Source organism: Hydrotalea sp. AMD (genome assembly GCF_004100315.1).
In the GTDB taxonomy this organism is placed as follows: domain Bacteria; phylum Bacteroidota; class Bacteroidia; order Chitinophagales; family Chitinophagaceae; genus Hydrotalea; species Hydrotalea flava.
The window spans coordinates 44,132-65,995 of the sequence record NZ_SCKY01000002.1; the positions used below are offsets into that span (position 1 = coordinate 44,132).

Here is a 21,864-nt window from a genome sequence, read left to right on the forward strand (position 1 = left end):
TTTTCAATTGTATTAACCAATTTTAACCACTGTTTCCCTCAGAGAGGCCAGTTTTTCAAGTAAATTTTCCAGTAAATGAAGTGGCAGCATATTGGCTCCATCACTAAGCGCCTTTGCCGGGTTGGGATGGGTTTCAATAAATAAACCGTCTGCCCCGGTTGCTATTGCTGCTTTTGCAATGGTTTCAATTAACGCAGGGTTACCGCCGGTAACGCCACTGGTTTGATTTGGTTGTTGTAAACTATGGGTACAATCCATTATCACCGGTGTATCTAAAGCTTTCATCCAGGTAATATTTCTGTAATCTACCACCAAATCCTGATACCCAAATGTAGTACCTCGTTCTGTTAACATGATTTGTTGGTTTCCGGCTTTTTTAATTTTATCAACTGCAAACTGCATGGCAGGGCCACTTAAAAATTGTCCTTTTTTTACATTAATAATTTTATGGGTAACTGCGGCAGACTGCAATAAATCAGTTTGCCGGCAAAGAAAAGCGGGGATTTGTAAAATATCTATATACTTTGCTGCTTCGGCTGCTTCATCATGTGCATGAATATCTGATGTTGTAGGCAAGCCAAACGTTTTACCTACTTTTTCAATTAACGATAATCCAACTTCATCGCCCAAACCGGTAAAGGAGTTAGCACTGGTTCTGTTCGCTTTTCGATAACTGGCCTTGAATATATAAGGTATACCTAATTTTATGCAGGTGCTATATACTTTATCTGCTACTTCCATTACCAATTCTTCATTTTCTACTACACAGGGCCCGGCAATTAAAAAAAATTGTTGTGGATGATATTGTTGATTTTTTAATACAGAAGATAAGTATGCAGGCATCATAAAATTAAATGAGTTATTGAAATGCGAACTTACATGCATTTTTGTTTTCTTTGCGCTAACAATTGTTAGTAAATTTAAATTAAATGGTGAAAGATAAAATTTTGGTGATTGGAGCCAGCGGACAGATAGGTGTAGAATTAACCCTTGCTTTAAGAAAAGTGTATGGCAATGTAAATGTTGTGGCTTCTGATTTACGGGAAGAAAATGATTTACTGAAGGGTACAGGGCCTTATGTTAGTTTAGATGTAATGAATAAGGAAATGTTGCATGTGCAGGTAATACGGCAAAATATTACACAGATTTATTTATTGGCGGCTATCTTATCTGCTACCGGCGAAAAAAATCCAAATCTTGCCTGGAACCTGAATATGCAGGGGTTATTAAATGTTTTAGATATTGCTCGGGAGGAGCAAATTCATAAAGTTTACTGGCCAAGCAGTATTGCAGTTTTTGGACCTACTTCACCAAAAATAAATTGTCCGCAACAAACCATTATTGAGCCTATTACTGTTTATGGTATCAGTAAATACGCAGGTGAATTTTGGTGTAATTATTATCATCAACGGTATGGTGTTGATGTAAGAAGCCTTCGTTATCCAGGTTTAATCAGTTATAAGTCTGCCCCGGGTGGTGGTACAACTGATTATGCCATTGAAATTTTCCATGGTGCACTTGAAGAACAAAAATATACCTGTTTTCTGAAAGAAGACACTTATTTACCAATGATGTATATGCCCGATGCCATTAAAGCCACATTAAGTTTAATGGAGGCACCACAGGATCAAATAACTGTACGAACTTCTTATAATGTTGCTGCCATGAGTTTTTCACCAAAAGAAATTACAGCAGCCATTCAGCAACTTATTCCTGATTTTACCATTGCATACCAGCCCGATTACCGCCAAACCATTGCCGATAGCTGGCCGCAAAGTATTGATGATACTACCGCAAGAAAAGATTGGAACTGGCAACCCGATTTTAATTTGCAATTAATGACTGCAGATATGATTGCTAATTTGCCGCATGTTTAGTTTTAAAAATTATTTTGATACACTGTAGTGAATAATACAGGTTTTGTTGTATCACTATGTTTTATTTCGTGTACGGGCTGTGCAGATACGATGACGGCAATGAAAATGTTCAGGAGTAAAAATAATATTTGCTTTTTTTATCATGACAACATGGCTAAATCTGCCACAGTTTTACCTTCTAAAATTTTTAAAGAAGCGTCTCTTACTTCTATCATCACTCTATTCAGGCCACAGACTTCTTCTTCACAATCTTTACATTTCTCATAAAAATTTAAACTTACACAAGGTAATAAAGCAATAGGCCCCTCCACAGTACGCATCACCTTTGCCAAAGGAATGGATGAAGGTGGACTTTTAAAAAAATAGCCACCACCCTTGCCTTTCTTACTTTCTAAAATGCCTACTTTTTTTAATTCGAGCAGAATGTTTTCCAGAAATTTTATTGGAATATTTTTCTTTTTAGAAATTTCTGCAATTAAAACAGGATCATTATCCTGATGTTGTGCAAGATAAATCAGTGCTTTAAAAGCATATTGTGTTTTTTTAGACAGCATACTCAGGGTTATTTTATATTCAATGTTAAAACTTTTAACGAATATCGTGAACTATTTTGCTTTTTCAACATGCTGTTAAATGTAGTTATTTTATTGTTATGCATTTGTAAATTCATGATAATAGAATAACAATCACCATGCTAAATGTTGAGTAGTTTGTAATGTGTTGTACTATTAAAATCAGTTTTCGTTTGAAACTTATTGCCTAATGGTGTTTCAGTAAACTCTGTATAACTAATGGCTGTTGAGCCAATTTTATTGAAACTTATGCCCAGTAAGCTTTTCAGAGCTTAATAGCACAATACGTTAGTTTGTATTGATTGCTACAAGAAAGGAAGTTGTTTTTCTGATTCAAAAAACATGTAAGCGGTTTTAATGTAACCCTAATACATCTTTCATTGTAAAAATTCCCTGTTTACCTATCAAAAATTCGGCAGCCAAAACTGCTCCGTCGGCAAAGCCCATTCGGCTATGTGCGGTATGTACAATTTCAATATCATCAATTGTTGAGTGGTACAAAATTTTGTGTGTGCCGGGTGCAGGATCAATTCGCTCTGAAATGATACTTAATTCATCTGCGAGGTTTGTAATGGTATTAACCCATTTTTTTTTCGATGGTATTTCCTGCATAATTTGTTCTGCCAATGAAATAGCTGTACCGCTGGGTGCATCTTTTTTTTGTGTATGATGAATTTCTGTAATAGTTACTTCATATTCCGGATGCTGTTTCATTAAATGTGCCAGAAATTTATTTAATTCAAAAAACAGATTAACGCCTATACTGAAGTTGCTGGCATAAATTAATGAACCTTTTTGTTGTATACAAGCCGCTTCTATTGCATGCCATTTTGCTAACCAGCCGGTTGAACCACAAACTACCGGTGTGCCGCTGTTGATGCATTGCATTACATTGCTGAAGGCGCTGTGCGGGCCCGTGAACTCAATCGCAACATCTGCTTTCTGTAAATGTGCTGCATTCAATTCATGTGCATTGTTTACATCAATTTTTAGAACAATTTCATGACCTTTGGCTACTGCCACTTTTTCAATGGCCTGGCCCATTTTACCATAACCTATTAATGCAATTTTCATGATTCGATTGCTTGGGGTTTAAACAAATACCATTTACCTGACATCGGGTAATGGTTTTAAAATATTGTGTTTATTTCTGAAACTAAAGGTAAAACTTAATCCCGGTGCCGAAAGCATAGGATTATAAGTGGGTTCAATATGTAAACTTAAATTGTTGCTAACATCAAAATCTTTTAAATGCCCATATACTGTGGCATCTACTACATTTAAACCCCATAAAATCATGAACCAGAGAATAGAGTAGTCTCTGTCTTTTCTAAATGAGTTGCGATAGGTTTGTAAAGCAGACGGATCTACATTTTGTAAAATGGGATAAATATTGGCAAAATGAGCAGTATCGTTATTAATTTTTATGTTGTATGCATCTCTGGTTCGTTTGTACCAGGTATTGTTGTATAAATAGGTAATGGTAGGAATAGCCAAAGCACCATAAACAATAGGAATTTTCCAGTATTCGCGATTATATGCCTGGCCTAAACCTGGTAATATGGCAGAGCGGAGCGTGGCAATTTTTGGATTGTGTTTTTTTTTGATAATAGGACCTGTGGCCTCTTTCTGGTTGTTTTCACCCGTAGTATCCATCAGAAATTTTTCATGAATGTTGCTGCCGGGTAAACTGCTGCCATTCCTGCTGAATGCAGTAGATACAGTATTCAAAAAAATAATGATACCGAATATTGTAATGCTTACCTTCATTTTTAGCTAACGCTTATATTCATAAGCTCTAAAATTTTATTCAATTCCTGTAAAGAATAATATTCCAATGTAATACTTCCTTTCCCTGTTTTTTGATGTGCCAGCGAAACTTTGGTACCAAAGTGAGAGGCTAAATTATCTTCAATTTTTTTATAAGCCGGTGGTAATTGGTTTTTTGAGGAAGATTTAACAGCCTGATGGTTTTGTGCCTTATACATTTGGCGCACCAATTCTTCGGTTTGGCGCACACTTAATTCCTTTGATTTAATTTCATTAAAAACAAATAGCTGTTTATCAACACTATCAATATTGATTAATGCTCTTGCATGCCCCATACTAATTTTACCGCCTCTTACTGCCAACTGAATATCAGGCGGCAATTTTAATAAACGTATATAATTGGTGATGGTACTTCTTTCCTTACCCATTCTTTCGGCTACCTGCTCCTGTGTATAATTTAATTCTTCCATCATGCGTTTGTAGCTTAAGCCAATTTCAATCGCATTTAAATCTTCACGCTGTAAATTCTCTAATAAAGCCAGCTCTAATAATTCTGTATCATTAGCCTGTCGAATATATACCGGTACATCTTTTAATCCGGCTAATTTGCTTGCTCTGTATCTTCTTTCGCCTGCAATGAGCTGGTATTTTCCGGAGGCTAATTTAGATACTGTTAAAGGTTGGATGATATCGTGTAATTTAATTGAAGCTGCTAATTCCTGAAGAGCATTTTCATCAAAATCACGCCGGGGCTGTTTGGGATTGATTTGAATATCCTGAATGGGTATGCGCATTACTCCGGTAACCTGTTCAACTACCTGGTTCTTAAGATGGCCGGTTGTATTTTTTAAATCTTCATCAATATTTTGCAGTAAAGAGCGGATGCCCTTACCCAATAAAGCTTTATTTTGTTTTGGTGCACTCATAATCAATGATGTGTTCTGATGAATTAGTTATTTTGAAATGACAGGTAAAAAGGTCTATTCAATTATTCGTTCTGTGTTCGACATATTGGTCATTTCGTTTTTTTGTAAAATTTCTTTGGCTAAATTCAGATAATTAACAGAGCCCTTGCTTTCTGCATCGTACAAAATAACGGGTTTGCCTACACTGGGTGCTTCACTTAATCTGGTATTTCTATGAATAATGGTTGAAAAAACCAAATCGTCGAAATGCCTTCTCACTTCACTGACTACCTGATTGCATAAACGTAAGCGGCCGTCATACATCGTCATTAATATGCCTTCTATTTGTAAATTCGGATTCAACCTGTTTTGCACAATTTTTACGGTATTTAATAATTTCCCCAATCCTTCCAAAGCAAAAAATTCGCATTGAACCGGAACAGCAACACTATCGGCCGCAACCAATGAATTTACAGTAATCAATCCAAGAGAAGGGGAACAATCAATAACAATAAAATCGTATTTTTCTTTAATGGGTTCTAAAACTGTTTTTAAAACATTTTCCCGATTGGGGTAATTGATCATTTCAATTTCGGCGCCTACCAAATCAATATGAGAAGGGATAACATCTAAATAAGGCATTTCACTTTTCAAAACCACATCTTCTGCGGATGCATTATTTACCATACAATCGTATAAACTGTTGGTAATATTATGCAAATCGAAACCAACACCGGTAGTGCTGTTGGCCTGTGGATCAGCATCGACCAATAATGTTTTGTACTCTAAAACTGCAAAACTGGCAGCCAGATTAATAGCTGTAGTGGTTTTACCTACACCTCCTTTTTGGTTTGCAATACTAATAATTCTCGCCATAGGGTTGATTGCTTAAAATGCAATTAAAAATAAGAAAGGATTTCCCAATTTATCAAGATTGCAAATCTAAAGTATTCTGTTGCATGTGTTCATATTTAATTTCTCATATTTTGATGTGTTTTTTCAGTTAGAATTTTTTTAATAGCGGGGTTGCAAAAAAATGAATGATGCATAATAAGCGGTGGTGGTTGTTGCCAAAACTTAAAAAAACCCTTCTTTTTTGCGGAAGAGGCTGGTATTTTATGATTGATTAGAATGTTTAAAGCGGAATGGTTTCGCCTATAGCTGGTAAATGCAGCGTTTTGCCGGCGGTGGCAAATGCTATTTTTGCAGCTTCGGTGTCTATTTTAATAAAACCGAATGTGTTATAATGTACGCCTATAATATGTTTACATTGCACAAAATCGGCTGCTTTTACCGCATCGGCAACATCCATGGTAAAATTATCTCCAATGGGGAAAATGGCATAATTTAAGGCAGCCCAACCGGGAATGAGTTGCATGTCTAAGGTAAGTGCCGTATCGCCGCTATAATAAAAATTACCTTCATCAGTAGTAAAAACAAATCCAATCGGATTGCCGCCATAAGTTCCATCGGGCAGTGCGCTGCTATGTTGTGCTACCACACATTTAACGGTTCCAAAATCAAATTGCCATTTGCCGCCTGTGTTCATGGGGTGTGTATTGGCAACGCCATTTTTATTGAGCCATTCATGAATTTCAAAAACTGCAACCACTTTTGCTCCTGTTTTGGTGGCAATGGAACTACAATCGGCTATATGATCGGCATGGCCATGGCTTAAAAAAATATAATCGGCTTCAATGGCATCTGCCTTAATATTTTTTGCTAATTCATTGTAAGTAATAAATGGATCGAAAAGAATTTTTTTGCCTTTCACTTCAACCAAAAAACAAGAATGTCCGTAATACGTAAATTGCATAGTTGTATTATTAAGCATTTAAAAATTTAATGTCATCTGCTTAACAAAATTAGTAGAAAGATGTTTAAACAATGTTGCAATGCTATTAAAACTTTAGTGAACAAAATATTGCCTGTTAAAAAAATATTTATGCGTAGTACCGGAATTTGGTGGATCATTATCTCCATTTTAATTATTTTAGATGTTTATGTATTTCAGGCTGTTAAAACAGTACTGCAAAACGCTTCAGAAAAAACCCGGATATGGGTAACTGTTATTTACTGGTTGATTGCCCTACTTTGCTGGATTGCTTTAATTGCATTGCCCTATATTCAGGACTTACAGATTTCTAAATTTTTTAGAAATTATGTTTTTTTTATATTAGTTGGCTTATTCATGGCCAAACTGATTGCTTCCGTATTCTTTTTAATGGATGATATTCGGCGTGGTATAGTTTGGCTTATAACATTTTTTTCCACGAAATCTGGTACTCATTTTGCCGATAATGGAGCTGAAACTATTTCACGTTCCTTATTTTTAAGCTGGATGGGTATTGGTATGAGTATTACATTAATGGGTATCCTTTTATATGGTTTTGGAAATAAATACAATTATCAAATAAAATATATACGCCTGCAATTTGCGAATTTGCCCAATGCATTTAAAGGTTTAAGGATTGCTCAGATTAGTGATATACACAGCGGCAGTTTTAACAACAAACAGGCTGTTGCGCATGGGGTAAACATGTTGTTGCAACAAAAGCCCGATTTGGTATTGTTTACCGGCGATTTGGTAAACGACCGCTACGAAGAGATGAACGATTATATGGATGTATTTGAAAAAGTAAAAGCGCCAATGGGCGTGTACAGTACATTGGGTAACCATGATTATGGCGATTATGTTCAATGGCCATCTATACAGGCTAAACAACTGAATTTGGAAAAGTTGAAAGCAGTACATGCAGCTTTAGGCTGGCGCCTTTTAATGAATGAACATGCTATTTTGGAAAAGAACGGTGATGCCATTGCATTACTGGGAATTGAAAACTGGGGTGCAAAAGGCAGATTCCCAAAATATGGTAAAATGGAGGAAGCTTATCCCGGAACAGAAAAATATTCTTTTAAAATATTAATGAGCCACGATCCCAGCCATTGGGATGCTGAAGTTAGAACAAAATATCCCGATATTGATTTAACACTGTCTGGCCACACACATGGTATGCAATTTGGTGTAGAAACGCCTTTTTTTAAATGGAGTCCGGTACAATGGATGTACAAACAATGGGCAGGATTATATCAGGAAGGCTCGCAGTATTTATATGTAAACCGCGGATATGGCTTCATTGGTTATCCGGGCAGAGTAGGTTTTTTGCCTGAAATTACCATAATAGAACTGGTTTAAATCAGCAGCAATAGCACAGTTAATTGGTCATTCATTGTATCAAGAAAAAATTTTAGCCTTTTTTAATTTTAAATAACGTGTTGTGCTATTAAAATCTGTTTTCGTTTGAAACTCATTGCCAAATAGTGTTTCAGTAAACTCTGTATAACTAATGACTGTTGAGCCAAGTTTATTAAAACCCATGCCCAGTAAGCTTTTCAGAGCTTAATAGAACAAAGCGTTAATTTTAAATATTATCATACAATACTGCTTGTTTGCAACTTGTTTACATATAGAATTAAGTTTGGCACAATCATTGACTTTTATCCCTGTAAAACAATCATTTATGAAAAAAATAATAGTATTAACCATTGGTGTGTTTTGTTTAACGGCCATAGCACAGGCGCAAGGTTTTAGAGCCGGTATTAAAGCAGGCGGTAATTTAACTAAGATTGATGGGCAAACTTTTGATCAGGGCTTTCAATTGTCGTATCAGGTGGGTGGTTTTGCCGAAATAGATTTTAATAAAAAATTTGGTATTCAGCCGGAATTACTCTGGAGCCAATCTGCCACAAAATCAGCCACATTTTCTGGTATTTTTCCGCCCGATCAAAATATTAAATTAGATTATTTAACCATTCCGGTATTGTTGCGCTATAATGTTGGAAAATTGGTAACCTTCAATCTTGGGCCGCAATTTGGTATACTGCTGAATAAAAATGACAACTTGTTGGTGAATGGGCAAAATGCTTTTAAATCGGGCGATTTTGCCATGGTTGGAGGCGTGCAGTTGAATTTTAACGTATTGCGTATTTATGGTCGTTATGCGGTAGGTTTGAATAATTTGAACGATGTAAGTAATCAAAATAATTGGAAAAGTCAGCAAATACAAATGGGTATGGGATTTAGGTTTTAATGTAAATTTCTGCATAATGCATGGCATGGCATATCTTACCGGGTATGCCATTTTTTTGCGCCATTTTGTACCGTTTGCCCATCTTTGTTGCCAATGGCATTAATATTGCCCCAAACATACGCCAATAAATAAATCATTTTTATTGGTTGTAAGTGACAAAATGACTTTTTACCATAGATTGTAGTGTATGAACAAAAACAAATTTCTTTTTTCAGCAGAAGACGAGAATGATTTTATGCCCATCATTGCCATTAATGAACGGGAAGGTGAAGAAGAAAAAATTGTAATTCCCGATACTTTACCCTTGTTACCCTTACGAAACACAGTATTATTTCCGGGGGTGGTATTGCCCATAACAGTAGGGCGGGATAAAAGCATAAAGGCAGTAAATGAAGCTTATAAAAACGATAAGCTGATTGGCGTATTGGCACAAAACGATACCGAAGTAGAAGATCCTGCGGTAAAAGATTTGTGTAAAATTGGTACAGTTGCAAAAATTTTGAAACTGATTAAAATGCCCGATGGTGGGACAACCATCATTATTCAGGGTAAAAAAAGGTTTGAATTAATGCAAGTAATAGCCGAAGAACCATTTTTTAAAGCCCAAATACAATTATTAGAAGATCAACCGGTTTTAAATGACCCGGATTTTGATGCATACATCAGTACTATTAAAGATCTGGCAACAGAAATTATTCAGTTGTCTCCCAATTTACCTACCGAGGCTTCTATCATTTTAAAAAATATAGAAAATCCTTCCTTTCTCATCAATTTTGTAAGCAGCAATTTAAATACTTCTATTACAGAAAAGCAGGAATTGTTATCCCTTGAAAACATCAAAATAAGGGCAGAGAAATTAACCGGTATTTTACACAAAGAATTGCAGTTTGCAGAACTGAAAAATAAGGTTACCACAAAAACCAGAACAGAACTGGATAAACAACAACGTGATTATTTTTTACAGCAACAACTTAAAAGCATTAAAGAGGAGTTAGGCGGCGATCCCAATGAAAGAGAAATTGCTGAAATGAAAAAGAAAGCTGAAGCCAAAAAATGGCCTGAAGCTGCCAAAGCCATGTTTAAATCTGGTATTGAGAAATTAGAAAGAATGCATCCCAGTACACCCGATTATTCTGTGGTGTACAATCATTTAGATTTATTGCTTGATTTACCATGGAGAGAATATACCGATGATAATTACGATTTAAAAAATGCCAAAAAAATTTTAGATGCCGACCATTATGGCATGCAAAAAATAAAAAACCGAATTCTGGAGTATTTGGCCGTGCTCAAATTAAAAGGCGATATGAAGAGCCCGATTCTTTGTTTTATTGGCCCTCCCGGAATTGGTAAAACATCTTTAGGTAAAAGTATAGCCCATGCAGTAGGCAGAAAATATGTGCGTGTAAGTTTAGGTGGTCTGCACGATGAAAGTGAAATACGAGGGCACCGGAAAACCTATATTGGTGCTATGCCAGGGAGAATTATTCAGAATATCAGAAAAATCAAAACATCTAATCCTGTAATGATTTTAGATGAAATTGATAAAATTGGTAACGATTTTCGCGGCGACCCATCCTCTGCATTGTTAGAGGTATTGGATCCCGAACAAAACAACAGTTTCTATGACAACTATTTAGAATTGGAATATGATTTAAGCAAGGTATTGTTCATTGCTACTGCCAACGATATTCAAAACATACAACCCGCACTTCGCGACAGGTTGGAAATAATTGATTTAAGTGGATATGCCATTGAAGAAAAAGTTGAAATTGCCAAACGACACCTCATTCCAAAACAAATGGAAGCGCATGGGTTAGCAAAAGTAAATCTGAAATTCAGTGATAAGATTTTAGAAAAAATTATTGAAAACTATACACGTGAAAGTGGCGTAAGAGAATTAGACCGTCAATTAGCCTCCGTTATGCGCTATGAAGCCAAGGAACTGGCTACAAAAAATAAAATTAAACTATCGGTTTCATTAGCAGATATTGAAAAAATATTAGGTCCGCAGCGCTATAATAATGAAATATACAAAATGGCGAATATGCCCGGTGTAGCAGTAGGTTTAGCCTGGACTTATGTAGGCGGCGATATTTTATTTATTGAAACAGTACTGAGTGAAGGAAAAGGAGAATTGAAGCTTACCGGCAATCTGGGTAATGTGATGAAAGAAAGTGCCACCACAGCCTACACTTATTTACAGGCCAACGCCAAAAAACTTGGGATTGAAATGAGTGCCTTTACTACCCATAATGTGCATGTACATGTACCTGAAGGCGCAACACCAAAAGATGGGCCAAGTGCCGGTATTACCATGCTTACATCGTTAGCCTCAGCATTTACCGGCCGAAAGGTAAAACCTTATTTAGCTATGACAGGTGAAATAACTTTGCGTGGCCAGGTATTACCAGTAGGAGGTATTAAAGAAAAAGTACTGGCAGCAAAAAGAGCCGGTCTTAAAGAAATTATTATGTGTTGGCAGAATGAAAAAGATGTACAGGAAATAGATAGCAATTTTATAACCGGTGTGCAGTTTCATTATGTTAAAACCATGCAACAAGTGCTTGATTTGGCATTGGTATAAAATATGTAGCCAGCCGCATGAACAAAACAACCATTAATTATGTTGTTTATTGTATTTTTTCATGTTGGTTGTTTTAAGGGTTAAGTTCCTTCATATTTATGGGGGAACTTTTTAATTGCTCATCTTTTCAAAGCATACATACTATGTACATTTGCATATGCAAAAATTAAGTATGGATGCATTGGGCCGCAAGTCGGTTCAGGAATTTAAAGCATCTGCTAAACACCCATTGATTGTTGTTTTAGATAATATTCGCAGTATGCACAACGTGGGCAGTATTTTTAGAACCTGCGATGCGTTTTTAATGGAAGGAATTTGTATTTGCGGTTATACTCCTCAACCACCGCATCGGGATATCCATAAAACAGCTTTGGGAGCTACGGAAACGGTAGACTGGATGTATGTGCCAACTGCCTCCGCCGCAGTTCATTCATTGAAAAGTTTAGGCTATTCCGTTTGGGGTGTAGAACAGGCTAAAGGAAGTATATCATTACAGCAGTTTGCAATAACTTCAAACACCCAAATTGCTATTGTACTGGGAAATGAAGTAGAAGGGGTGAGTGAAGATGCATTAAGTTTGTGCGATGGATGTATTGAAATTCCACAATGGGGAACCAAACATTCACTGAATGTATCTGTTGCAGCCGGTATTGTTTTATGGGAGCTGGTGAAGAAAATCCAATCATTTTAAAAGAAAATAAAATTTATGCATAAGGTAAAAAAATATTTAAGTCTCGTAAAGTTTTCTCATACCATTTTTGCCATGCCTTTTGCATTCATTGGTTTTTTTCTTGGTGTAATACACCGGAAAACATCTAATATGTTTCAGGAAGTTGGCAATAATAAAACAATTATACAACACAGCTATTTTAGTAATCAGTATGTATTGGAAAAATTTTTATTGGTAATAATATGTATGGTTACTGCCCGAAATGCTGCAATGGCATTTAACAGATATTTAGACCGGCATTTCGATGCACGCAACCCACGTACCGCCATTCGCGAAATTCCCAAAGGCATTATTTCTCCTGAAAGTGCGCTAAGATTTGTTTTGCTGAATTGCCTTTTGTTTATGGGTACAACTTATTTCATCAATAAAATTTGTTTTTATTTGGCACCGGTAGCGCTTTTTGTAGTATTATTTTACAGTTATACCAAACGGTTTACTGCATTATGCCATTTAGTGCTGGGTTTAGGGCTTTCATTGGCACCAATTGGGGCTTATCTGGCAGTAACCGGAACCTTTAACCTGCTGCCTGTTTTATTTTCATTTGCAGTAATATTTTGGGTAAGTGGCTTTGATGTAATTTATGCCTTACAGGATATAGAATTCGATCAATCGCAGGATTTATACTCCATTCCTGCTGTATTTGGAAAAGCTGCCGCACTACGTATTTCCTCGTTTTTACATTTTTTAAGTGCTGCTTGTGTAATATTGGCCGGTTATTATGGTCATTTTCACTGGTTGTATTGGATAGGAATTTTGCTTTTTACAGGTATGTTGCTTTACCAGCATTCCATTGTTAAACCCAATGATTTAAGCAGGGTAAATATTGCATTTATGACTGCCAATGGTATTGCCAGTGTGGTGTTTAGTGTTTTTGTAATTGCCGATTTATTTATTTTTTAAAAATGAAATTGTGGCCAGAATTATTTGTATTGATTATGGAGGAAAAAGAACCGGCATTGCTGTTACCGATCCATTGCAAATCATTGCTACGCCTTTAACCACCATTCCTACACAAACATTATTTTCTTTTTTAAAAGAATATATAGCCAAAGAACCAGTAGAGCTGATTTTAATTGGAGAACCTTATAATTTAGACCAAACAGCTACCCATGCAACCCCATTGGTGTTAAAAGCAATCGAACAGCTAAAAAAATATTTTCCGCAAATACCCGTAAAAACTGTAGATGAGCAATACACTTCTAAAATGGCATCGAGAGCCATGGTAGAAATGGGCATGAAGAAAAAACAAAGAAGAATCAAAGAAAATATAGATCAGATTGCTGCCACCATTATGTTACAAACTTACCTGCAGGAAAGGGCTATGTAGCCACATTCAATTATCTTTGCAGTTGTATTTAAATTTATAATTTCTCCCTTTTTGTATATGATTTTACCAATAGTTGCATACGGCAATCCTGTATTAAGAAAACCGGCAGCAGAAATAACATCTGATTATGACGGATTGTATACATTGATTGAAGATATGTGGGAAACCATGTATGCCAGTAATGGCGTAGGGTTAGCTGCACCTCAAATCAATAAACCCATCCGCTTGTTTGTAATGGATAGTGCTCAAATTTTCGCTAACCGCGAAGAAGAAGATGAAACCTATCCGGATGAACCGGGTATAAAAAAAGTATTTATCAATACCAGATTAGTGGAATTAAATGGAGAAGAATGGGTGTATAATGAAGGATGTTTGAGTATTCCTAAAATACGGGAAGATATTCAACGCCCTGAATTAGTTACAATAGAATATGTGGATGAACATTTTGTACCACACCGAGAAACATTTACCGGCTTAACCGCCAGAATTATTCAGCATGAATACGACCATATTGATGGTAAATTATTCATTGATTATTTAAAACCTCTCAAGAAAAAATTACTGCAAGGCAAGTTGAATGATATTAGTAAAGGCAAGGTGAAAGTGGATTACAAAATGCTTTTTGTTAAATGAAATATGTACAAATATTGGTACTAATCTGCTGTAGCATTTCATCTGTATACGCTCAGGATACCACTTTGCATCCATCAAAGGCAGATACTACGGTGGGCTTTGGAAAATCGGGTCTGTTTACTTTACCCGAAGTAATGGTGCGAACCAACTTTAACTACGAAAAATTACTGCAACAAATTAAAGAAGATACCAGTTTTTATAAGGCTTTTCGCAACTTACGGATTTTGGGTTATTCTGCTTACAACGATATACAAATGAAGGATAAAACGGGTAATACTATTGCATCATTATATAGTAAAATCAGACAAAATTATGTAAATGGTTGCCGCACCATGGATGTACTGGAAGAAAAAACAACCGGTGATTTCTACAATAAAAAACATCAGTATAACTACCTAACCCCCGAATTATATGCAGCTTTATTTTTTACGAAAGGCACCATTTGCGGCGAAAATAATATTGTAAAGGGTCATGAAATTTCTACATCTGCTAAAAGTGGTATAGATAAGCATAAAGAACAATTAAAAATGTTATTTTTTAATCCCGGTAAAAAAATTGCCGGTATACCTTTTATAGGTAATAAGTTAGATCTATACGATGAGAAAGCGCACAAATTATACGATTACCGATTAGATATTCAGGAATATCATCATCAATTATGTTATGTGTTTACCATTACTCCAAAAGAAGATTTAACAGCATCGCAAAGAGATGATGTAGTGGTTGATGAAATGGTTACCTGGTTTAATACCAATACATTAGAAGTGCAGGGCAGAAGGTATATTTTAAGTTATAAAGCCGGTGTATACGATTTTGATGTAAGCATGGAAGTAGAAATGACACATTATAAAAATTTTTTAGTACCCGCTGTTTTAAGATATAAAGGTAATTGGGATGTGATATTTAAGAAACGTGAACGTGCAGTATTTACAGCTACTTTATTCGATTTTAAGTAGCACTTCCAAAAATAAATGCTTACCCTTTATAAACTGTTTAAAAATACATTTAAACTTTGAACACTAATTTTTTTAGGGTATAATTTTTGCAAACCTGCACTGAGCCCAAATAATGTATTTGTACCCAGATAAAAACTATTGTTAATCAATGAAATGCTAACAATGGTAATATTGGCATTTGTAGGAAGATTAGTGGTATAAAAGCCTTTTTCAATTGCCGATGGTGTTAACCGAATAACAGACTTTACATTATTAAAAACTGCAAAAGCTATTGTGTTTTTATTATTAAAATTAAGCGGTAATACTACATTCAAATTGGTAGTAGCCTGTGTGGTATCCATTAAATAATTGGCACCCATCCATTGCAAGTGCGGCGATTGTAAACGATAGCCGGTTTTGTGCATTCCATTTACCAAAGTATCCCAACGTGTAACAGAACCATTATTGTCCTGTTGCCAATTCACTTCATATTGGCCGCCTGTGTTGGATGATCCCGAATAAAATTGCATGGCGTTGTTTACATTATCATCCATCCATTGTATGGTAATAGGTTTAGCAGGTGCAATCGCAATGGGCTGATTGTTTGAAGTGAAACTCACATAAAAATCTGCCGCACAAACCAGTGGATATTGATTAAAAGTAGTGGAAATCAGATATCTGATAAAATCACCCCGTTCTTTTAAGGTAATTAGCCTCAAGTAAACAGGATCTGTTACAGGATTGGCTGTATTGCTCACATACGCACTGGTATAAGCAGGAATTTTTAGTTGTATATCATTATTCAGCCAAAAAGCTGTATCATGGGTGGGATTAAATGTAGTATAGTAAGCCATCGGTAAGCCTAATTGCACTTGCAATGAATCAATAAGGTCATTGCTAATAGGCTCATTGGTCCAGGTTGTGTCATTAAACGACATGCCCTGATAAGGCGTAAATTCATCAGAAAAATCTTTCTTACAACTTGTAATGGTTGCGAAAATGATGAATATATAAAAAAATACTTTTTTCATGGTTACTGAATAAGATATGGAATGGGTTATAAATGCTGCCTTCGGCCATTTAACTTTATGCGGGTGCCAATGTTTAAACCGGCGGCACCAAAACGTTGGTTCACGCCGTAAAGACTATTTGTACCAAAAAGATTATACCTGAAATAAGGCTCTGCAAATACATCAACCAGATCCGAGAGCCTTCTGTAAATACTAACACTTCCATAAATGCTGGTGGTAAGTGAATGCTGATACACCCCATTGTTTGATTTACTATTGATGGCAACTACCTGTAAACTGGTATCTAAAGTTTCGCCCATGTACCAGGAGGAAAGATCAAAAATGAGTCCGCCATTAACTGCCATACGCCAGTTATCATCGGTCCGGCCAAATTCATAACCCAGCATTACCGGGATTTCTAAGTTTTTATAATGATTGAGACTTCTGATAACTCTATAACCAATTTGAGTAACAGAAGAAGTATCCATAATAGTTGTTGAATTGCCTTGTGGTGTTGTAATGGTGCGCCGTACAATTACTGTAGTTGTTTGCGTTTCGTTTTCTTTTCGCTGGCTAAATAATTCATTCATCTGGCTGTATTGCAAGCCTAATTTCAGATAAGTGTGTTCTCCAATGGTTTTACTAAATCTGGCACCAAACGTAAAGCCGCCTTTCATGCGTTCGCTACTGTCTTTTTTCTGCAGGTAATTGGCACTGGCGCCACTGGTTAATACTGATTTCATGGTATAATCCGGCGCACCATATAATTCAATATACCAGTCGTTTCGCTGGCTGCCATTGGCATTAGGGCAGGCATCCAAACCTAAAATGCGGCGTAAATTAAGCGGTGGTAAATGCAGGGAACCAGTATTATATAATAAATTATTTTTTAATGAAATAAAAGCATTTACCTGATTATAAGAGAAGTTATTTGCTGCATCTTGATTATTATCTGAGTAGCCGGGTAAATTGCGATTGAATGTGGGGGAGAAGGTTTGGCCTGATAATGCGTTATGGCTGGTGGTACTTTGAGGGCGCAATAACTGCTTGTTTGGTAAATAGCTATTTTTAGATAGATATGAATTGGATGTATTGTTTTGATGCTGGGGAAGTTTGGAAGTACTTTTGTTCAGGTTGTTTGAACTTTGCAAACTATCAGTTAAAACAGCTCCATTTAATTGCTGATTTTCAGGAGAATTGTGTGTGTGAACATTAGATTGACCAGGGGTAGAAACTATTGTTTGTTGAAGCGTAGATTTTTGATCAATAGAAGAAGCATTTTTATTAAAAAAATAAAAAGCAAGACTACCGGCCAATATCAGGAAAAGTGCTGCTATGGCAAGTATAGTTTTGTGCTGATTTATCCAAAAGCCTTTGGGCTTTTTATTGGTATCAGCCATTATTTTCTCCCATAGATCGGGTGGAACGGGAGCGGAGTAATTTTTCAGTTTGTTTCTGATAAAATCATCCATTAATTGATCATTCATTACACAGCAATTTTTTGTAATTGTATAATTTGTTCCTGTAAAATTTTTCTGGCTTTTACTAATTGGCTTCTACTGGTACTGGCTTTAATATTCAGCATTTTAGCTATTTCTTCATGGCTATATCCTTCTATCACATTCAGGTTAAATACAATTTTATAACCTGTTGGTAATTGTTGAATCAGCTGCAGCAGCACTTCTTCACCCAACTGGCTATAAGCCATTGCAGGAATAGTAGCTGCTGAATCATGATGCTCACTTACTTCGGTAAACTGTAATTTTTTTTTCTGAATATATTTTAAAGCCACATTCACTGTTATTCTTCGCATCCAGCCCTCAAATGATCCTTCAAATTTAAATTGGTTGATGTAGTTAAAGATTCTTACAAATGCATCCTGCAAAATATCTTCCGCTTCCATGGCATCATTGGCATAACGCAAACAAACAGCCATTAATTTACCGGCATATTGCTCATAGAGCATACGCTGGCAATTTGCCTGTTGCTTTATACAACCTTTAATTAATTCAAACTCTGTCAACGGGGGCAGGTTTATATATGTTAACAATCATCAGATGCCCAACAACATAGCAATGCTGCCCAAGTATCTGATATTTTCATAAAATTACCTAATTGCAGTTAAAATGAATGAAATATAGACTTTTAAATACACCGGATTGTTTAAAGTACGACGAAAGTTGCAGGTAATAAAGGTTAACGTAAAAGGAATTGGGATTGAATAAAATCGACCACTGTTTGCAAACTATTGGTAGTTTGGTATACCTGAAGTTGTTTATCGGCGCCGGTACCTTCCTGTAAAATTGTATGAATGTATTGCAAAGCCTCACGTGCATCTAATGCATCCACTACATCATCTACAAAATCGAGTAATTCTATAATCAGTTGTCGGGTAGGTACTTCGGTTTCTTTACCAAAATCAATCAGCATACTGTCAATCCCATACCTGCTTGCCCGCCATTTATTTTCATTCAATAATGCACGTTGGTATGAAATGAAGTTGAGGTTTTGGGTACGTAACAAATACAATTTAGCACAAATTGTCTGAAATAATGCAGCTATGGCAATGGTTTCCTTTATTTTTAATGGCACATCGCAAATGCGAAACTCAACCGTGTTGAAAAAGGGATGCACTCTTACATCCCACCATATTTTCTTTGCATTATCGATGCAATTGGTTTTAATCAACAGATTAACATAAGCTTCGTAGGCTTCAATGCTTTGAAAATGATCGGGTATTCCGGTTCGGGGAAATTTATCAAAAACTTTAGAGCGGAATGATTTATAGCCGGTATACCTGCCCTCCCAAAAAGGCGAGTTGGTGCTTAAAGCGTACACGTGGGGTAAAAAATAACGGGCACTATTTGCAATATGTATGGCCATTTTTCTATCTTCAACACCTACATGTACATGCAGCCCAAAAATTAAATTGCTACGGGCTGCTTCCTGCAATTCATTTACAATTTGATGATAACGGTCGTGATCGGTAATTAACTGGCTGTTCCAGTGGCTGAAGGGATGGGTACCTGCTGCACCTATTCCCAAACCCATACTATTTGCAATAGCAGCAATATTGCCGCGCAGTGAAGCTACATCTTCCAAAGCTTCTGCTGCATTTTTGCAAATGTCGGTTCCCACTTCTACCACGGCCTGGTGCATTTCTGCTTTTACTTTATCTTTCAATAGCTTTTGCCCTTCCTGAACAATTTTTTGTTCATGGCTTTTCAACTCTCTGGTAACAGGGTCTATTACCATGTATTCTTCTTCAATACCTAATGTAAATTGATGAAAGTTAAGAGATGGCATAAGGTGCATTTAAATCATTAAAAATTACCCGGTTAATGCTGTTAAAATAGTTTTGTTTTGGTAGTGCTTCTTTTCAAATATTCACCCCAGGTTAAATTGTCTTTTCCGTTTTCTTGTATTTGTGCACGCTCAATGGCAAAGTTGGCAGCTGTTTCAACTACCCATTCAAAATTTTCTTCACCCACACTTTGTTTATCTGCATCCGGTGCCGGATTACAAAAATCAATAGCAAAGGGTACACCGCTACGAAGTGCCAATTCTACCGTGTTAAAATCATACCCCAAATATTGATTAATACGGAGTACTATTTCAGTCATTTCCTGCAGTTTTTCTGCCGATGGTTTAAAATGGGCATCATAGCGTAAATGGTGTGGGTTGCGTGGTTCATAAGGCATAATACGCACATGTTTTCCGCCTATACAATAACAACGGTAGTATTCTTCAAACACAATTTCTTCCTGCAATAGCATTACCAAATGCCCTGTGGTATTATATTTTTCAAAAAATTCTGCTTTGTTTTCTAATTTAAAAACATGCTTCCAACCTCCGCCGGCAAATGGTTTCATATAGGCAGGAAATCCTACATAACTAAAAATATGGTCCCAGTCTAACGGATAGGCCAAATTAGAAAACGAGGCATCTGTCGTATCATCTGGCAATTCCTTAGAGGGTAGAATAACTGTTTTAGGAACGGGGACATTTATTTTTGTAGCCAGACAATTATTAAAAAATTTTTCATCGGCACTCCACCAAAACGGATTATTAATAACTGCAGTACCACATAACGCAGCGTTTTTTAGAAAGGCGCGATAAAATGGTACATCCTGACTAATTCTATCAATTATAACACTATAACCTGCATCTTCGCCCTGTATTACTTTGCTTATATGAACCGGTTCGGCAATTATATTGGGAATTTGTTTGCTATTAATGCGTTGAATAATGGCTTCGGGAAAGCTTCTTTCTTTTCCAAACAATATACCTATTTTTTTCATAATGTAAAATTTGAAAAATTATTTGATTAAAAATACTTGTATAAAATATATTAGTGATGGAGTTAACGATGGTACCATTAAAATAAGTAAATTTTTGAATACAGTAACAACATTGTTTCGCTTTTATTTTTTTTGGATGGGGGTATGCTAAAATTATTCCTGGTTTAATGATTCAACAAATTATATTTTATTTGATATTCAACTTGAAAACGAACCAATTTAAAGGAAATTTGGGAAGGCAGATTTAGATACACTATTTTTGAAGATATGCCAACCGAAACCATTCAACACGCCACCGAAGTAATTGTAGAACAAAGCACCTTATTTTCTCAATATTTGGAAAGAGAGGTGATAGTGGATAGTTACATGCCACCTCAATTTCATACGTTGAAAGAAGTGAGCTTGTTATTGGTGAATGATGGGCAGGATTTAATTAAAATGCCATTACAGGAGCAATTGAACCTACTGTATATTCAAAATAAATTGATGCCTGTTTTGTGTATAGGTATTTATTGTGGGGAAGAACGCAAACGCGAATATGGTACTGCCTATAGTGCCGATTATTTAGGCAGGGGCGATAAAGCCGGTTTATACCATAAATTTATTTTTGATGAATTACTGCCGTTTCTTCGAAAAAAATACCATGCACCATCTTTTAAAGAAAAAGCATTTGCTGGATTTTCATTGGGTGGGTTAAGTGCATTGGATATTGTATGGAACCATGCTTTAGAATTTGCTAAAGTGGGTGTTTTTAGCGGTAGTTTATGGTGGCGTAGAAAATCATACGACAATGGTTATGATGATGAAACCGATCGACTGATGCATTTGCAGGTAAGAAATGGGGCTTTTTTCCCATGGCTTCAGTTTTTTTTGCAATGCGGCACTTTAGATGAAACGGCAGACCGGAATAATAACGGTGTAATTGATAGTATTGATGATACACTTGATTTAATTATTGCATTGAAAGCAAAAGGCTATACCGATGCACATATAAAATATTTAATCATTGAAGATGGAAAGCATGATGTGGCAACCTGGGCTACTGCCTTGATTGAATTTTTAGAATGGGGTTGGGGTAAATAATGTCAAATTATTTTCATAAAAAAACCTGTCAGCTTTTTACTAA

The 21,864-nt window shown here is 36.0% G+C and carries 22 protein-coding genes; 10 read left to right on the top strand and 12 right to left on the bottom strand.

The genetic code is table 11. The features are described from left to right. Positions 1–12: 12 nt before the first annotated feature. The gene (gene kdsA, locus EO766_RS01935; RefSeq protein ID WP_287100651.1) at positions 13–846 is read right to left on the bottom strand and encodes a 3-deoxy-8-phosphooctulonate synthase; all 834 of its coding nucleotides are present in this window, start codon (positions 844–846) and stop codon (positions 13–15) included. Positions 847–929: 83 nt separating this feature from the next. On the opposite strand from kdsA, the gene EO766_RS01940 reads away from it, so the two are divergent. Continuing rightward, the gene (locus tag EO766_RS01940; RefSeq protein WP_218330616.1) at positions 930–1,877 is read left to right on the top strand and encodes an NAD-dependent epimerase/dehydratase family protein; all 948 of its coding nucleotides are present in this window, start codon (positions 930–932) and stop codon (positions 1,875–1,877) included. Positions 1,878–2,017: 140 nt separating this feature from the next. Here the strand turns inward: EO766_RS01940 and EO766_RS01945 are convergent, their stop codons facing one another. The 6 genes from EO766_RS01945 to EO766_RS01970 all read right to left on the bottom strand — a co-directional run bounded on the left by EO766_RS01945 (position 2,018) and on the right by EO766_RS01970 (position 6,940). Further along, positions 2,018–2,431: an RrF2 family transcriptional regulator gene (locus EO766_RS01945; RefSeq protein ID WP_218330615.1), complete on the bottom strand. Its 414-nt coding sequence runs from the start codon at positions 2,429–2,431 to the stop codon at positions 2,018–2,020. A 372-nt stretch (positions 2,432–2,803) separates the two neighbouring features. Further along, a complete protein-coding gene (gene dapB / locus EO766_RS01950) occupies positions 2,804–3,523 on the bottom strand; it encodes a 4-hydroxy-tetrahydrodipicolinate reductase (protein WP_218330614.1) in 720 nt (239 codons plus the stop codon). A gap of 33 nt (positions 3,524–3,556) precedes the next feature. Continuing rightward, positions 3,557–4,180 carry a DUF5683 domain-containing protein gene (locus EO766_RS01955; RefSeq protein ID WP_218330613.1) on the bottom strand — a complete coding sequence of 208 codons (624 nt, stop codon included), beginning with the start codon at positions 4,178–4,180 and terminating at the stop codon, positions 3,557–3,559. A gap of 41 nt (positions 4,181–4,221) precedes the next feature. Next, a complete protein-coding gene (locus EO766_RS01960; protein ID WP_218330612.1) occupies positions 4,222–5,145 on the bottom strand; it encodes a ParB/RepB/Spo0J family partition protein in 924 nt (307 codons plus the stop codon). Between the two features lie 54 nt (positions 5,146–5,199). After that, positions 5,200–6,000, bottom strand: a complete 801-nt coding sequence (locus EO766_RS01965) for a ParA family protein (protein ID WP_218330611.1) — start codon at positions 5,998–6,000, stop codon at positions 5,200–5,202. 259 nt (positions 6,001–6,259) lie between these two features. Further along, the gene (locus tag EO766_RS01970) at positions 6,260–6,940 is read right to left on the bottom strand and encodes a metal-dependent hydrolase (RefSeq protein WP_287100652.1); all 681 of its coding nucleotides are present in this window, start codon (positions 6,938–6,940) and stop codon (positions 6,260–6,262) included. A gap of 129 nt (positions 6,941–7,069) precedes the next feature. Here EO766_RS01970 and EO766_RS01975 point away from each other — a divergent pair, with 129 nt between their 5' ends. The 8 genes from EO766_RS01975 to EO766_RS02010 all read left to right on the top strand — a co-directional run bounded on the left by EO766_RS01975 (position 7,070) and on the right by EO766_RS02010 (position 15,448). Beyond that, the gene (locus tag EO766_RS01975; protein WP_218330609.1) at positions 7,070–8,320 is read left to right on the top strand and encodes a metallophosphoesterase; all 1,251 of its coding nucleotides are present in this window, start codon (positions 7,070–7,072) and stop codon (positions 8,318–8,320) included. A 325-nt stretch (positions 8,321–8,645) separates the two neighbouring features. After that, complete coding sequence (locus EO766_RS01980; RefSeq protein WP_218330608.1) at positions 8,646–9,215, top strand: porin family protein; 570 nt, start codon at positions 8,646–8,648, stop codon at positions 9,213–9,215. 187 nt (positions 9,216–9,402) lie between these two features. Continuing rightward, positions 9,403–11,802, top strand: coding sequence for an endopeptidase La (lon, locus tag EO766_RS01985; protein ID WP_218330607.1), 2,400 nt, complete (start codon positions 9,403–9,405; stop codon positions 11,800–11,802). A gap of 157 nt (positions 11,803–11,959) precedes the next feature. Beyond that, entirely contained in the window at positions 11,960–12,493 is a 534-nt protein-coding gene (locus tag EO766_RS01990) for an RNA methyltransferase (protein ID WP_074419227.1), read from the top strand. Positions 12,494–12,508: 15 nt separating this feature from the next. Beyond that, positions 12,509–13,432: a UbiA-like polyprenyltransferase gene (locus tag EO766_RS01995; RefSeq protein WP_074419226.1), complete on the top strand. Its 924-nt coding sequence runs from the start codon at positions 12,509–12,511 to the stop codon at positions 13,430–13,432. 10 nt (positions 13,433–13,442) lie between these two features. Beyond that, on the top strand, positions 13,443–13,859 hold the full coding sequence (gene ruvX, locus EO766_RS02000) for a Holliday junction resolvase RuvX (RefSeq protein ID WP_074419229.1): 417 nt from the start codon (positions 13,443–13,445) through the stop codon (positions 13,857–13,859). Positions 13,860–13,916: 57 nt separating this feature from the next. After that, a complete protein-coding gene (gene def, locus EO766_RS02005) occupies positions 13,917–14,492 on the top strand; it encodes a peptide deformylase (RefSeq protein ID WP_074419225.1) in 576 nt (191 codons plus the stop codon). Beyond that, positions 14,489–15,448, top strand: coding sequence for a hypothetical protein (locus tag EO766_RS02010; RefSeq protein ID WP_074419224.1), 960 nt, complete (start codon positions 14,489–14,491; stop codon positions 15,446–15,448). The genes def and EO766_RS02010 overlap by 4 nt, the downstream gene beginning before the upstream one ends. Before the next feature lie 26 nt (positions 15,449–15,474). Here the strand turns inward: EO766_RS02010 and EO766_RS02015 are convergent, their stop codons facing one another. From EO766_RS02015 to EO766_RS02035, 5 genes are all read right to left on the bottom strand, one after another. Continuing rightward, complete coding sequence (locus tag EO766_RS02015) at positions 15,475–16,458, bottom strand: hypothetical protein (protein ID WP_074419223.1); 984 nt, start codon at positions 16,456–16,458, stop codon at positions 15,475–15,477. A 26-nt stretch (positions 16,459–16,484) separates the two neighbouring features. Beyond that, positions 16,485–17,924, bottom strand: coding sequence for an outer membrane beta-barrel protein (locus tag EO766_RS02020; RefSeq protein ID WP_074419222.1), 1,440 nt, complete (start codon positions 17,922–17,924; stop codon positions 16,485–16,487). Next, positions 17,924–18,403: an RNA polymerase sigma factor gene (locus EO766_RS02025; RefSeq protein ID WP_218330606.1), complete on the bottom strand. Its 480-nt coding sequence runs from the start codon at positions 18,401–18,403 to the stop codon at positions 17,924–17,926. Before EO766_RS02025 ends, EO766_RS02020 begins: the two co-directional genes overlap by 1 nt. A gap of 230 nt (positions 18,404–18,633) precedes the next feature. Further along, entirely contained in the window at positions 18,634–19,743 is a 1,110-nt protein-coding gene (locus EO766_RS02030; protein ID WP_074419221.1) for a carboxylate-amine ligase, read from the bottom strand. A gap of 41 nt (positions 19,744–19,784) precedes the next feature. After that, complete coding sequence (locus tag EO766_RS02035; protein ID WP_074419220.1) at positions 19,785–20,738, bottom strand: ATP-grasp domain-containing protein; 954 nt, start codon at positions 20,736–20,738, stop codon at positions 19,785–19,787. 267 nt (positions 20,739–21,005) lie between these two features. Here EO766_RS02035 and EO766_RS02040 point away from each other — a divergent pair, with 267 nt between their 5' ends. Next, positions 21,006–21,821: an alpha/beta hydrolase gene (locus tag EO766_RS02040; protein WP_074419219.1), complete on the top strand. Its 816-nt coding sequence runs from the start codon at positions 21,006–21,008 to the stop codon at positions 21,819–21,821. The last annotated feature ends 43 nt before the right edge of the window (positions 21,822–21,864 follow it).

Excerpts from the sequence above, each read along its gene's own strand:
- EO766_RS01975 (WP_218330609.1), top strand. The coding sequence starts at position 7,070 with ATGCGTAGTACCGGAATTTGGTGGATCATTATCTCCATTTTAATTATT.
- EO766_RS01940 (WP_218330616.1), top strand. The coding sequence starts at position 930 with ATGGTGAAAGATAAAATTTTGGTGATTGGAGCCAGCGGACAGATAGGT.
- lon (WP_218330607.1), top strand. The coding sequence starts at position 9,403 with ATGAACAAAAACAAATTTCTTTTTTCAGCAGAAGACGAGAATGATTTT.
- EO766_RS01980 (WP_218330608.1), top strand. The coding sequence starts at position 8,646 with ATGAAAAAAATAATAGTATTAACCATTGGTGTGTTTTGTTTAACGGCC.
- EO766_RS02025 (WP_218330606.1), bottom strand. The coding sequence starts at position 18,403 with ATGCTCTATGAGCAATATGCCGGTAAATTAATGGCTGTTTGTTTGCGT.
- EO766_RS01990 (WP_074419227.1), top strand. The coding sequence starts at position 11,960 with ATGCAAAAATTAAGTATGGATGCATTGGGCCGCAAGTCGGTTCAGGAA.
- EO766_RS02035 (WP_074419220.1), bottom strand. The coding sequence starts at position 20,738 with ATGAAAAAAATAGGTATATTGTTTGGAAAAGAAAGAAGCTTTCCCGAA.
- EO766_RS02015 (WP_074419223.1), bottom strand. The coding sequence starts at position 16,458 with ATGAAAAAAGTATTTTTTTATATATTCATCATTTTCGCAACCATTACA.
- kdsA (WP_287100651.1), bottom strand. The coding sequence starts at position 846 with ATGATGCCTGCATACTTATCTTCTGTATTAAAAAATCAACAATATCAT.
- EO766_RS01995 (WP_074419226.1), top strand. The coding sequence starts at position 12,509 with ATGCATAAGGTAAAAAAATATTTAAGTCTCGTAAAGTTTTCTCATACC.
- EO766_RS02030 (WP_074419221.1), bottom strand. The coding sequence starts at position 19,743 with ATGCCATCTCTTAACTTTCATCAATTTACATTAGGTATTGAAGAAGAA.
- EO766_RS02040 (WP_074419219.1), top strand. The coding sequence starts at position 21,006 with ATGCCAACCGAAACCATTCAACACGCCACCGAAGTAATTGTAGAACAA.
- EO766_RS02010 (WP_074419224.1), top strand. The coding sequence starts at position 14,489 with ATGAAATATGTACAAATATTGGTACTAATCTGCTGTAGCATTTCATCT.
- dapB (WP_218330614.1), bottom strand. The coding sequence starts at position 3,523 with ATGAAAATTGCATTAATAGGTTATGGTAAAATGGGCCAGGCCATTGAA.
- EO766_RS01945 (WP_218330615.1), bottom strand. The coding sequence starts at position 2,431 with ATGCTGTCTAAAAAAACACAATATGCTTTTAAAGCACTGATTTATCTT.
- EO766_RS01970 (WP_287100652.1), bottom strand. The coding sequence starts at position 6,940 with ATGCAATTTACGTATTACGGACATTCTTGTTTTTTGGTTGAAGTGAAA.
- EO766_RS02020 (WP_074419222.1), bottom strand. The coding sequence starts at position 17,924 with ATGAATGATCAATTAATGGATGATTTTATCAGAAACAAACTGAAAAAT.
- EO766_RS01965 (WP_218330611.1), bottom strand. The coding sequence starts at position 6,000 with ATGGCGAGAATTATTAGTATTGCAAACCAAAAAGGAGGTGTAGGTAAA.
- def (WP_074419225.1), top strand. The coding sequence starts at position 13,917 with ATGATTTTACCAATAGTTGCATACGGCAATCCTGTATTAAGAAAACCG.
- EO766_RS01960 (WP_218330612.1), bottom strand. The coding sequence starts at position 5,145 with ATGAGTGCACCAAAACAAAATAAAGCTTTATTGGGTAAGGGCATCCGC.